Consider the following 12,600-nt stretch of genomic DNA (forward strand, 5'->3'; position numbering starts at 1 on the left):
GTTTTACAGGCATAAAAAAACGCCGGGCATTGCCCGGCGTTTTTTTGTGTGTGCGGTTCAGATCTTGGCGGCGCGGCGCTGATGGCGTTCCATGTAGCGCTCGACGTAGGAGCACGACGGGATCACCGTGTAGCCCATTTCTTCGGCGTACTGCAGCGCGCTTTCGGTCAGCGCTGCGGCAATGCCACGACCACGCAGGGCGTTGGGCACGAACGTGCGATAGATATCCAGAGTCTGTTTCCCCAGATCCATATAGGTCAGGTAGGCACGATGACCGTCCACATTGGTCTCGAACTGATGACCAGCCTGGTCATGGTGGATGGACAACGCCTCGCTCATCACTACTCCTCGCGGGTCTTGAATTCTGACCCCTACCTTACCGATGTTTTTCCGGCGAAGAAACAACTACGCCACCCCGTGCCTGATGGACACCGAGAAGAGCCACACCGATCTCGCGCAACCTGGCACCTGATAAATAGTAGGCACCATTGGCAAAAATGCTCAAGGTACGCTCGTCATCAAGCGAGTTCGCGGGGGGGGAGCTCCGATGGACGCAGGGTGAGCTTGCGAGAGGTTCTTCGCGGTCCGCTCACCTGCACATTGCCGGATGTTGAGATTTAAGACGTGCGACCTTTTTTAAAGTCACCTCAACATGGACAAAGATAAGCGAAGCAGCGCGCAAATTCGCAACAAAAGTGTGGACGAATTCATCTAGACAGACTTATCCAAGACTGCAAAAACAGCAGGCAGTAACGGGAACTTTTTCTCAATAACTCGCTCTGCGCGGGGCCTGCAGCTGGGTATTTTTTATACAGCGCAGTTAAAAGTTGCTCGAAAAAGAATCAGCGCCTACAATTTTTTTTGCTTCTTGCCTTACGTCAGTTTACTTACTACAAGTAATGGGTAGTATGTACGCCGGCTATTTCCTCAATCGTGAGGAGACAGCCACTTAATTTGAAAGTCCTTGAAGGGGAACACGATGAACAACGTTCTGAAATTCTCTGCTCTGGCTCTGGCCGCAGTTCTGGCTACCGGTTGCAGCAGCGCATCGAAAGAAACCGAAGCACGTCTGACCGCTACTGAAGACGCAGCTGCTCGCTCCCAGGCTCGTGCAGACGAAGCTTACCGTAAAGCTGATGAAGCTCTGGCTGCTGCTCAAAAAGCACAACAGACTGCTGACGAAGCTAACGAGCGTGCTCTGCGCATGCTGGACAAAGCTAGCCGCAAGTAATAATCCCTCGGGATTGTTATCGAGCCGACCCGATTTTTCGGGTCGGCTTTTTTATTGCCCGTCTTTTTGTTCAGGCAATAAAAAACCCGCCGACGCTTCACGCATCGACGGGTTCCGGACTTCGACTTACTGCTGCAGGTCGATCGGTGTATTGGCAACAATCGGTGCCGAAGTATTCGGTGTGCCGATTTCCGTTGGCAGGCCATCTTCGGCCGCAACCACATCCCGTACCACATCCCAGTTCACACGCAGGTTGCTGGTAACGTCTTCACGCTTGAGCATCGCGTTGATCACTGCGGTGTGTTTGTCGACCACCGACGGGTTGCCCTTGTCGTCGATCGGCGTGTGCGCTTCCAGATAAACCTTGCCGCCACTGCTGCCGAACTTGTAGGCATCGTTGAGGATACGCACCGACGTACCGACCGGCACCATGCCGGCCATTTCCAGCACGTTGTTGTTGAACATGCGGAAGCAGCCGTGGCTGGTACGCATGCCGATCCCGAACTTCTTGTTCGAGCCGTGGATCAGGTAGCCCGGCGTGCCCAGCGTGAACTTGAACGGGCCCAGCGGATTGTCAGGGCCGGCCGGCACTACGTTTGGCAGTGGATCGCCATCAGCGGCGTGCTCAGCCTTGATCGACGCTGGAGGCGTCCAGGTCGGGTTTGGCGTCTTGGCGGTGATCGAGGTGTGCGCAATCGGCGAACCCCAACCCTCGCGACCGATACCCAGCGGGAACGTGTAAACCACGTTGCGGCCTTTCGGGAAGTAGTAGAGGCGGTATTCGGCGAGGTTGATGACAATGCCTTCGCGCGGACCCGGCGGCAGAATGAAACGGGTCGGCAAGACGATTTCGGTGCCGGCGCCCGGCAACCAGGCATCGACGCCCGGGTTGGCTGCAACCATCTCCGAGTAGCCCAGATCGTACTTCGTGCCCAGATCGGCGAAGGTATCTTCGTACTTGGCTTTGATCACCTGCACCTGGCCGATGATGTCTTCACCGGGTGGTGGCAGGGGAAACTCCAATGCAGCAACGGGACCGGCCACACACAGGGCGGCAAGTGACAGGCAGCGGGTGACGGCAGGAAAGCGCGGCAACATCCGGAAAATCCTTCGCATGATCAACAAGGGTATAAGAGCGCGATTGTACACCGCACTTTGAATATTCGGGGAGCCACGCCGATGGACCGTGCTGAATGCGAAAAGATCGCAGCCTTCGGCAGCTCCTACAGGATTACGCGAACCCATGTAGGAGCTGCCGCAGGCTGCGATCTTTTGCTCTTAAAGCTCGAAACGCAATTCCGGCCAGATCGGCGAGGTGCCACGCTTCTGCGATTCCAGAATCGCCCGGCACAACGAGCACAGGCGCTGATCCTGAAACACCCGGCGATCCACGCTCGACCAGCGCGGTTGCGCCGGCAGCAGACTGCCGCACAAGGTGCGATCAGCCGAGCCACCGAGTTCGAGTTGACGGGTCACCAGATGCACCCGCACTTCCTGGCAGGCGAACAGATCCAGCTGCTCGTCAGGCTCGATCAGTTGGTAGGCAAACAGGGACCAGGCAGAACGCGACATCGGGGGCTCCAAATAAGGGGGCGCCACATTAGCCGAAAGCCTGCCACTAGAAAAGCCTCATAACAGCGGTTTTAGCGTCGGCCAGACATTTTCCAGCAACTTGCCCTGAGCCCCGGCCGCCGGGTGCAGACCATCGGCCTGCATCAAGTCCGGATGCCCGCCCACGCCGTCGAGGAAAAACGGTACCAGCGGGATCTTTTTATCGTCGGCGAGTTTGCCGTAGACCTCGGCAAAAGCATCGGTGTAACGCTTGCCGTAATTGGGCGGCAGTTGCATGCCGAGCAACAGCACCTTGGCCCCGCTCTGACGCGAGCTGTCGATCATCGAGGCAAGATTTTGTTGCAATTGAGTTGGCGGCATTCCGCGCAAGCCATCGTTGCCACCCAGTTCGAGGATCACCAGTTCCGGCTTATGCTCTGCAAGCAGCGCGGGCAGCCGCGCCTGGCCTCCGGCACTGGTGTCGCCGCTGATGGAGGCATTGACCACTTTGTCGTCGAAACCCTCCTGTTTGAGCCGTTGTTCGAGCAACGACACCCACCCCAAGCGGGTATCCAGTCCGAAACCGGCGCTGATACTATCGCCAACGATCAGGACAGTACCCGCCGCTGCGTTCTGGGCCATGCACATCAAGGCCAGGCCAGCACTCAAAAACCACACACGCATCGGATTCTCCATGGGCGCAAGCATTCTCACCGCGAAGAACCTCAGCAAAGTGGTTCCCAGCGCGGAAGGTGAACTGACTATCCTGCACGAACTCAGCCTGGAACTGAACAAGGGCGACAGCCTGGCCATCGTCGGCGCATCCGGTTCGGGCAAATCCACCCTCCTCGGCCTGCTCGCCGGTCTCGATCTGCCGAGCAGTGGCGAAGTCATCCTCGCCGGCCAGGGCCTGAGCAATCTCGATGAAGACCAGCGCGCACGCATTCGTGCCGAACACGTCGGTTTCGTCTTTCAATCGTTTCAACTGCTCGACAGCCTCAATGCACTGGAAAACGTCATGCTGCCGCTGGAACTCGATGGCCGCAAAGACGCCCGCGAACGCGCGACTGAATTGCTCCAGCGCGTCGGCCTTGGCCAGCGCCTGACCCATTCGCCGCGCCAGCTCTCCGGTGGCGAACAGCAACGTGTGGCGATCGCCCGTGCGTTTGCTGCCGAGCCTGACGTGCTGTTCGCCGACGAACCCACCGGCAACCTCGACAGCCACACCGGTGAGCGCATCAGCGACTTGCTCTTCGAATTGAACAAGGAACGCGGCACCACCCTGGTGCTGGTGACCCACGACGAACGCCTGGCCCATCGCTGCCGGCGTCTGATCCGACTTGAAGCCGGGCTGTTGGTCGCCCCTCTGGAGCCTTGATGGCACGTTTGCCGCTGTTGCGTCTGTTCAGTCTCGCCATTCGCCAGCTCATGCGCGATGCCCGCGCCGGCGAATTGCGCGTGTTGTTTTTCGCCTTGGTCGTCGCGGTGGCGGCGAGTACCGCCATCGGCTATTTCGGCGCCCGACTGAATGGCGCGATGATGTTGCGCGCGACCGAGTTTCTCGGCGCCGACCTGGTGCTTGAGGGAAGTTCGCCAGCACGCGAAGAACAGATCAGGAGCGGCACCGAGCTGCGTCTGAATCATGCGCAAGTGGTGGAGTTTTCCAGCGTCATCGCCACCGACAATGGCATTCAGCTGTCGAGCATCAAAGCCGTCGACCGCACCTACCCGTTGCGCGGTGAACTGAAGAGCGCACCTGCTCCGTTCGCCGCCGAAGAAACCGGCGGTGAACCGCAACCCGGCGAAGCCTGGGTCGAGGCACGCCTGCTGACCGCACTGGATCTGAAGATCGGCGACAGCATCGATGTCGGCATGAAGACATTGAAAATGACCCGTGTGCTGACTTACGAACCGGATCGCGCCGGCAACTTCTATAGCCTGACGCCGCGGGTGATGATCAACCTTGACGACCTCGCCGCCACCGGCGTGGTGCAACCCGGCAGCCGCGTGAGTTACCGCGAACTGTGGCGCGGTGAACCGCAGGCGCTGGAAACCTATCGACAGCTGATCAAACCCGGGCTCGCCGCCAACCAGCGGATTCAGGATGCCCGCGACGGCAACCGGCAGATTGGCGGTGCACTCGGTAAGGCCGAGCGTTATCTGAACATGGCCAGTCTGGTCGCCGTGCTGTTGGCCGGTGTCGCGGTGGCGTTGTCGGCTAACCGCTTTGCCAGTCGCCGCTTCGATGCCAGCGCCTTGCTGCGCTGCCTCGGCCTATCGCGCCGGGAAACCATGGTGCTGTTCAGTTTGCAGTTGACCGTGCTCGGCCTGCTCGCCGCACTCAGCGGAGCGCTGCTCGGCTGGCTGGCACAACTGGGATTGTTCGCGCTGCTGCATGATTTGTTGCCAAGCGATGTGCCTCCGGGCGGTCTGTTTCCAGCCATCGCCGGCATCGGCACCGGGCTCGTCGCACTCGCCGGTTTCGCCTTGCCGCCGTTGGCCGCATTGGGTCGCGTGCCGCCGCTGCGTGTGCTGCGCCGGGACATGCTGCCGATTCCATCGAGTACGTGGATGGTTTATGGCGCCGCTCTGGGTGCGCTCGGCCTGATCATGTGGCGCCTGAGCCTCGATCTGCTGCTGACATTCGCCCTGCTCGGCGGTGGCGTGGTCGCCGCGTTGGTACTGGGCGGCCTGCTGTTGCTGCTGCTGCAAAGCCTGCGGCGGATGCTCGCCCGAGCTTCGCTGCCATGGCGCCTGGGCCTGGGCCAGTTGCTGCGCCATCCGTTGGCAGCGGCCGGTCAGTCGTTGGCGTTCGGTCTGATTCTGCTGTCGATGGCCTTGATCGCTCTATTGCGTGGCGAACTGCTCGACACCTGGCAAAACCAGCTACCGAAAAACGCTCCCAACTATTTTGCCCTGAACATTCTGCCGGCAGACAAACAGGCCTTCACCGATCACCTGATCAAGGTGTCCGCGCAAGCGGCGCCACTGTATCCGGTGGTACCGGGACGGCTGATCAGCATCAACGGCGACGCCGTGCAGCAAATCGTCAGCAAGGATTCGGCGGGCGACCGCGCCATTCAAAGAGATTTGAGTCTGACCTGGGCCGCTGACTTACCGGCGGGCAACAAGCTCACTTCGGGTGAATGGTGGAAGGATCAGCCGACCGACGATGTTCCCGGCGTATCGGTGGAAGGCAAAGTCGCCGAAAGCCTCAAGCTCAAACTCGGCGATCACATGGTGTTCAGTGTCGGCGGGGTCAATCGCGAGGCGAAGGTCACCAGCCTGCGCGAAATCAACTGGGACAACTTCCAGCCGAACTTCTTCATGATCTTCCAGCCCGGCACGTTGAAGGATCTGCCGGCGACTTACCTGACCAGCTTCTATCTGGCGCCGGGCCATGACCAGCAGATCGTCGAACTGTCGCGTACCTTCCCGGCGGTGACCATTCTTCAGGTCGAAGCGCTGCTCGAACAGCTGCGCAGCATCCTCGCCCAAGTCACCCTGGCCGTGGAATATGTGTTGTTGTTTGTTTTGGCAGCGGGCATGGCCGTGCTGTTTTCCGGCTTGCAGTCGACTCTGGATGAACGTATTCGCCAAGGGGCGCTGTTGCGTGCACTGGGGGCGGAGCGGCAGTTGCTCATCAAGGCACGGCGTATCGAGTTCGGTTTGCTCGGTGCGGTCAGCGGATTGCTCGCGGCGATCGGCTCGGAAGTGGTGAGTCTGGTGTTGTATCGCTACGCGTTCGATCTGCCGTGGCACCCGCATCCATGGTTGTTGGTGCTGCCGTTGATTGGCGCCGCGCTGATTGGGGGGGCCGGCGTGTTCGGTACGCGCCGGGCACTCAACGCAAGTCCACTGACAGTGTTGCGTGAGGGTTGATAGACTCAGTCGGTCTTAATCACAAGAAGTTGCCATGAGCCGTTATCGCCCTCCCCGCACCGCCGGCACCGCGTTGATCACCCCTGAAGGTGAAGCGCGGATGCGTGCCGAATTTCATGAGCTGTGGCATGTGCGCCGTCCGCAGGTGACGCAATCGGTCAGCGAAGCGGCGGCTCAGGGTGATCGCTCGGAGAACGCCGAATACACCTACGGCAAGAAGATGCTGCGCGAGATCGACAGTCGCGTGCGCTTTCTGACCAAACGCCTGGAAGCGCTCAAGGTCGTCAGCGAAAAACCCAGTGATCCGAACAAAGTCTACTTCGGCGCCTGGGTGACCATCGAAGACGAAGACGGCAAGCAATCGCGCTACCGCATCGTCGGCCCGGATGAACTGGATCTGAAACTGGGCCTGATCAGCATCGACTCACCACTGGCCCGCGCCTTGATCGGCAAGGCGCTGGATGCAGAAGTCCGGGTGCAGACTCCGACTGGTGAACAGTTCGTTTACATCGTCGCCATCGACTATCCGTAAAGCGTATCAGCGGCGAGTGATCAGGCCCTGCCGCGCAACGCGGACCAGTTGTTTGATCATCTCTGGTGCATCTTCGGCAGTCGGGGCCTGAATCACTGCCAGATCAAAACTGTCAGTGGCGAAACGCGCCAGCGACTCGCCGTCTTCAACGAACTGGATGAGGAACGCGGCAGGACCGCCGCTGCGACGTGGCCAGCCATCGAGATAACGCAACAGCGTCGGCTGATGTTTGCCGCCAAGGAGAATTTTCGGGTTGCGCTGGGTGATATGTGCCGTGATCGGCGCGGGACGTGCTGGAGGGCGTAGTGCATTCATCATGTCGTGTCTCTGCCTCAAAAGTCTGCATGGCAGGTGAGAGGCAACACCGAACCAGCGCTTTAGCGGTATTTCAAAGCCCTGTTCCGGCTTCTGACGGCAACTGTTGAAAGTCACCTGGCGCCCCGCAAGTAGCTGTTTAAATCGGCGCATGGGCAACATCCTAGAGAACGTGACCGATGAGTGTCAAGAATCAGCCGCAACAAAAAAGGCCCGCACAATGCGGGCCTTTTCCTTGAGCCAGAGCGGTTAACCGGCGATGGCGCGGTCCACCGAGAGCTTGCCGGCGCCTTCGATGAGTACAGCGAGGCTGCCACCGAGCAGGGCGAGAGCGAACTCGTAACCGTTGTTGGCCATAAACAGACCGTTGCTGATGTGTACGGTGAAGATCGCCACCAGCGACAGGAAGGTCAGACCCAATGCTGCCGGACGCACCAGCAGGCCGATGATCAAGGCCAGGCCGGCGAAGAACTCAGTACCGCCCGCCAGCGTCGCCATCAGGTAGCCCGGGTGCAGACCAATGCTGTCCATGTACTGCGCCGTGCCCGCCAGACCATAACCACCGAACAGTCCGAAAAGCTTTTGCGAACCGTGCGCAGCGAAGATTACGCCGACCGCAATGCGCAGGATGGTCAGACCGTAGCCAGCGCGGGTGAACAGTACTTTGTTGATCAGAGAGCTCATGGGGCATTCCTTGTTTTGCGAGAAGTTGTGTGTGTTGGTTGGCCGCTATATTAATCAGTAAATTTCATGTTAAAAGCGCAAAGATTCCGCCATAACAATCAACTTATTAGATCATTTCCGTGAGACGACTTTTTGCGCCCCGGGCTCCAACGACTCCCGCTCCCGGTCGAACGCCAAGTAATACTTGTTCACGCTATTAACATAGCTGACCGGCCCCATTCCTACCTGCTCCATGGCGATGCGCTCGACCTGGAAGAACCACTGGTTAGGATTCAGCCCCCGGCGTCGGGCCTCGGCGCGCATGCCCTGCACGCGCTCGGGGCCGATGTTGTAGGCCGCCAGCGTAAACGCCATGCGCTCGCGCTCATTGAGTTTGGGGCTGTTGAAGAACTTGCGGCGGATCATCGCCAGATATTTGGCCCCGGCCTGCACATTCGCATCGAGATTCTGAATGTTGCTCACGCCGACTCGCTGAGCGGCGGAAGGCGTGATCTGCATCAGCCCGGTCGGGCCACTGCCGCTGCGGGCATTGGGTTGCAGGCGTGATTCCTTGAACGCCAGTGCGGCCAGATTGAGCCAGTCCATGTTCTGCGCCTGGGCGTGCTTTTGCAGGGTCGGGCGCAGTTTTTCCAAGCGCTGGCGGTCAGCCTTGGCCAATGGATAGTGGACTTGATAGAGACGGCGATAGATGCGCAGAAACGCGGCATCTTCGTTGGACGGTTTCTTGTAACCACCGAGGAAGCGGTCAATGCTCGCGCGCAACATCGAAGCGTCGCGACGCACGAACCAGTACTCCTCGCCCGGCTCGCTGATCATCAGTTGCCGGTCAAAGCGCAGTTTCGGCAGGATTTTGCCCCAGCGCTCGGCGATCGGTTGTTCGACGATGGTCAGGTGAAAAATACCGCCCTGAACCATCTCCAGCACATCCTCGACCGCCAGGGTCGGATCGACCCATTCGATCTTGATCGGCGCCAGTTTGTGCAACGCCAGTTTCTGATTGAGCTGACTGACCGCCTCCCCCGCCGCACTGCCGGTGGGCAGCGCCAGGGTTTTACCGGAGAGCTGCTCGACCTTGGTGTAGCGGCGCTCACCCTTGATCCCGACCAACACCAGCGGCACGTTGCTGGCGATCGGTTCGCTACTGGCCACGGCATAGCCAGATTGCAGATCGAGCAATTCACCCGGTGCGACCAGATCACCTTCGCCACGCTGCAAGGCGCCGAGCAATTGGTCCTTGGCTTTGGGAATGATCTTGAGGGTGATTTCCTGGCCATCGCGGGCATGGCCATTGAGGTATTGCTCGAAGGCACGCAGGCGATGGTATTCGACGCCGATGGCCTGGCCCTGAACTTCGCCGGAGCTGTTGCGGCTCTGGTTGACCAGTACGCGCAACACGCGGCTGCTGCGAATCTCGGACAAGTCACGCACCTTGGCCGCCGGCACGGCTTGCAGCGGCCCGGGCAGGCGCGCAACCGCCGTCATCGGCAGCAACAACGATCCACACAACAGCAGCAAAACCGAGGGACGAATCATCCACTCTCCGAAAAGAATACGGGGTGATTTCATCTCTTTGAGTTCGAAATCACCGACGAAAACAGAGCGCCTGGAGCGCTGGCAAAGTGCGAGAGACTGGCACAGTACTGGCACTTCTGCCAAACCGGGCTGCGTCGCGGCATCAAGAGACAGCTATAACTCGTTGTAGTTCTTGGCTTTTCTTATGAATCTACAGCTCTGGTATGCTTTCCGGCCTTCGGCCCGAGGTAGCAACCATGCAACTCATCGATATCGGCGTCAACCTGACCAACCCCAGTTTCGCCGACAAACACCAGGCCGTACTCGACCGCGCCTATGCGGCCGGGGTCTGCCAACTGGTGCTGACCGGCACCAGCGTCGAGGGCAGCGAACAGGCTCTGGAGCTGTGCCAGCAACTGGATGAGAGCGGTCAACGGCTGTTCGCCACCGCCGGTATTCACCCGCATTCGGCCAGTGACTGGAACACGGACAGTGCCCGTCGTTTGCGCAGCCTGCTGCAAGAGAAAAACGTCGTTGCCGTGGGTGAATGCGGTCTCGATTTCAACCGTGATTTCTCGCCGCGCCCACAGCAGGAAAGAGTCCTCGAAGAGCATTTGGCCTTAGCCGTTGAACTGCAATTGCCGGTGTTCCTGCATGAGCGTGATGCCAGCCAGCGCCTGTTGGAAATCCTCAAAGGCTTCCGTGATCACCTGCCCGCCGCTGTCGTGCATTGCTTCACCGGTGAGCAAAAGGCGCTGTTCAGCTACCTTGATCTGGATCTGCACATCGGCATCACTGGCTGGATCTGCGACGAACGCCGTGGCACGCATTTGCATCCGCTGGTCAAAGAGATCAAACGTGGGCGCTTGATGCTGGAAAGCGATGCGCCTTATCTGCTGCCGCGCACCCTGCGACCAAAACCGAAAAACGGCCGCAATGAGCCGGCCTATCTGACTGAAGTCCTGCGCGAAGTGGCGTTGCACCGCGGCGAAACCGAGGAGGATCTGGCAGCGCACACCACCGCGTGCACCCGCGCGTTCTACAACCTCCCGGCCCTTCCTGACACACCATAATTCCCTTGTGGGAGCGAGCCTGCTCGCGAAAGCGGTGGTTCAGATGGCAATGATGTTGACTGACACGTCCTCTTCGCGAGCAGCTCGCTCCCACAGGGGGAACAATGCGCCCTGTTGACTCATATCAAGATCCTCCGACCTGCATAGCGGCACAATGCTGGCACCTTGCAAAAACTGTTTCCGCTATCAGAGAAGACCTCCATGGGTGCCTGGCTTAGCAATATCTCGCTGAAGTACAAATTCTGGGCGGTCAATGCGGTCGCCTTCGTCACCACCCTGCTGCTGGTGCTGTACGCCGTGCAGCTCGAACAACAGGCGCGCAGTCACGCCTCACAAGCCTCCGCACAGGCCCAGGCGCAACTGCTCAAGGCTTGGCCGGCCGGGCAGCCATTGCCTAAAGCCGATCAGGTGCTGACCTTCAAGCGCGGCGAAGCACCGCGCCTGAACGATCAACCCTTGCTGGAAATCACGGAAAGCAACGGTTGGAACGAGATCAATCACCTGCCGCTGTTCGGCGACAACCCGTTGATGGGCGCTGAGGTGTTCAGCCGCGCCGACGGCCAACAGGTTGCGGTGATTGCCTACGGCCCGAGCCTGAGTCAGGTGTTCAGCGAGCGTTTCGCCAATTACGCGGTGGCGGTGTTCATTCTGATGTTCGCCATGCTGTGTGCCTCGCAACTGCTGATCCGTTTCCTGCTCAGCCAGCTCAACACCTTGAAAGACGTGATGCTGCACGTTGAAAAAAGCGGCGATCTATCGGCCCGAGTACCGCTGGCCGGCAAAGACGAAGTCGGGCAGATGGCCAATGCGTTTAACGCGATGCAGGCCGGTTACCAGCGCGTTGTGACCACCGTCGCCAACACCGCGCGGCAACTGGATGTCGGCGCGGCGCGACTGGCATCGAGCATGAACGAAGTGCGCCACGGCATGCTCGGTCAGCAGAGCGAAACCGATCAGGCGGCCACGGCGATCAATGAAATGACCGCCACCGTTTATCACATCGCCCAACACGCCGGCGCCACCCGCGACCTGTCGCAGACCGCCGACGGCCTCGCCGGCAGCGGTCAGCAAGTGGTCGCCCGGGTGCAGCAGTCGATTGCCGGGCTGTCCAGCGGTGTGCAGCAGACGGCCGAGATGATTCAACGGCTGGCCGAGGACAGTCAGAAGATCAACGGCGTGGTCAGCGTGATTCACAGCATTGCCGAGCAGACCAACTTGCTCGCCTTGAACGCCGCCATCGAAGCGGCCCGCGCCGGTGAAATGGGCCGAGGGTTTGCCGTGGTCGCCGATGAGGTGCGCAATCTGGCGAAACGGGTGCAGACCTCGACCGACGAGATCACCACGATGGTCTCGGCCTTGCAGGCTGGCACTCGCGACGCGGTGGACTTCATGCAGGAGAGTTCGTACAAGGCCGACGACTGCGTGCAGCAGGCGCAAGAGGCCGGCGCGGCGCTGGCGGAGATCACCGGAGCGGTGGCGCAGATGCGCGAAAGCAATACGCAGATTGCCGTGGCGGCCGAGCAGCAAAGCCAAGTTGCCGAGGAGATGAACCGGGCGGTGGTAAGTATTCGCGATGTGACCGAGAACACCGTGCAGCAAACGGTGGATTCGGCGACGACCAGTAATGAATTGGCGACGTTGGCTGGGGAGTTGAGCAAGGCCATAGGTCAATTGAAGCTCTGACGCCCCCTTCGCGAGCAGGCTCGCTCCCGCATTGGATCGGTGCGCATACAAATCCCTTGTGGGAGCGAGCCTGCTCGCGAAGGCGTCAGACGGGGCGACATCGAATCCTGCGATGACGCCTATCACTTCAATAGCCA

The 12,600-nt window shown here is 59.8% G+C and carries 13 protein-coding genes; 6 read left to right on the plus strand and 7 right to left on the minus strand.

The window, feature by feature from the left end; all coding sequences use genetic code 11:
* Positions 1-57: 57 nt before the first annotated feature.
* Complete coding sequence (locus PspS49_RS20870; protein WP_003226804.1) at positions 58-339, minus strand: GNAT family N-acetyltransferase; 282 nt, start codon at positions 337-339, stop codon at positions 58-60.
* A gap of 640 nt (positions 340-979) precedes the next feature.
* On the opposite strand from PspS49_RS20870, the gene oprI reads away from it, so the two are divergent.
* Entirely contained in the window at positions 980-1,231 is a 252-nt protein-coding gene (oprI, locus tag PspS49_RS20875; protein ID WP_003199355.1) for an outer membrane lipoprotei OprI, read from the plus strand.
* 126 nt (positions 1,232-1,357) lie between these two features.
* Here oprI and PspS49_RS20880 read toward each other — a convergent pair whose 3' ends face one another.
* From PspS49_RS20880 to PspS49_RS20890, 3 genes are all read right to left on the minus strand, one after another.
* Positions 1,358-2,329, minus strand: coding sequence for a L,D-transpeptidase family protein (locus PspS49_RS20880; RefSeq protein ID WP_127929247.1), 972 nt, complete (start codon positions 2,327-2,329; stop codon positions 1,358-1,360).
* A gap of 180 nt (positions 2,330-2,509) precedes the next feature.
* A complete protein-coding gene (locus PspS49_RS20885; RefSeq protein WP_007908575.1) occupies positions 2,510-2,803 on the minus strand; it encodes a hypothetical protein in 294 nt (97 codons plus the stop codon).
* Between the two features lie 57 nt (positions 2,804-2,860).
* A complete protein-coding gene (locus PspS49_RS20890) occupies positions 2,861-3,466 on the minus strand; it encodes an arylesterase (RefSeq protein WP_016985507.1) in 606 nt (201 codons plus the stop codon).
* Between the two features lie 10 nt (positions 3,467-3,476).
* Between PspS49_RS20890 and PspS49_RS20895 the strand changes: the two genes are divergently transcribed.
* Genes PspS49_RS20895 through greB form a run of 3 tightly spaced genes read left to right on the plus strand, consistent with a single transcriptional unit; the run spans position 3,477 to position 7,196 of the window.
* Positions 3,477-4,160, plus strand: coding sequence for an ABC transporter ATP-binding protein (locus PspS49_RS20895; RefSeq protein ID WP_007908572.1), 684 nt, complete (start codon positions 3,477-3,479; stop codon positions 4,158-4,160).
* On the plus strand, positions 4,160-6,664 hold the full coding sequence (locus PspS49_RS20900) for an ABC transporter permease (protein WP_150776381.1): 2,505 nt from the start codon (positions 4,160-4,162) through the stop codon (positions 6,662-6,664). Before PspS49_RS20895 ends, PspS49_RS20900 begins: the two co-directional genes overlap by 1 nt.
* Before the next feature lie 34 nt (positions 6,665-6,698).
* Positions 6,699-7,196, plus strand: a complete 498-nt coding sequence (gene greB, locus PspS49_RS20905; RefSeq protein WP_003226818.1) for a transcription elongation factor GreB — start codon at positions 6,699-6,701, stop codon at positions 7,194-7,196.
* Between the two features lie 6 nt (positions 7,197-7,202).
* Here greB and PspS49_RS20910 read toward each other — a convergent pair whose 3' ends face one another.
* The 3 genes from PspS49_RS20910 to PspS49_RS20920 all read right to left on the minus strand — a co-directional run bounded on the left by PspS49_RS20910 (position 7,203) and on the right by PspS49_RS20920 (position 9,728).
* On the minus strand, positions 7,203-7,511 hold the full coding sequence (locus PspS49_RS20910) for a hypothetical protein (RefSeq protein ID WP_077573983.1): 309 nt from the start codon (positions 7,509-7,511) through the stop codon (positions 7,203-7,205).
* A gap of 249 nt (positions 7,512-7,760) precedes the next feature.
* A complete protein-coding gene (locus PspS49_RS20915) occupies positions 7,761-8,195 on the minus strand; it encodes a DoxX family protein (protein WP_007908568.1) in 435 nt (144 codons plus the stop codon).
* A gap of 111 nt (positions 8,196-8,306) precedes the next feature.
* Entirely contained in the window at positions 8,307-9,728 is a 1,422-nt protein-coding gene (locus PspS49_RS20920; protein ID WP_160041315.1) for a transglycosylase SLT domain-containing protein, read from the minus strand.
* A gap of 236 nt (positions 9,729-9,964) precedes the next feature.
* Here PspS49_RS20920 and PspS49_RS20925 point away from each other — a divergent pair, with 236 nt between their 5' ends.
* Together PspS49_RS20925 and PspS49_RS20930 are read left to right on the plus strand one after the other, a co-directional pair.
* A complete protein-coding gene (locus PspS49_RS20925; protein ID WP_160041317.1) occupies positions 9,965-10,780 on the plus strand; it encodes a TatD family hydrolase in 816 nt (271 codons plus the stop codon).
* 201 nt (positions 10,781-10,981) lie between these two features.
* Positions 10,982-12,463 carry a methyl-accepting chemotaxis protein gene (locus PspS49_RS20930; protein WP_150750705.1) on the plus strand — a complete coding sequence of 494 codons (1,482 nt, stop codon included), beginning with the start codon at positions 10,982-10,984 and terminating at the stop codon, positions 12,461-12,463.
* Positions 12,464-12,600 lie beyond the last annotated feature (137 nt).

Origin of the sequence: Pseudomonas sp. S49 (genome assembly GCF_009866785.1) — a bacterium.
Taxonomy (GTDB): Bacteria; Pseudomonadota; Gammaproteobacteria; order Pseudomonadales; family Pseudomonadaceae; genus Aquipseudomonas.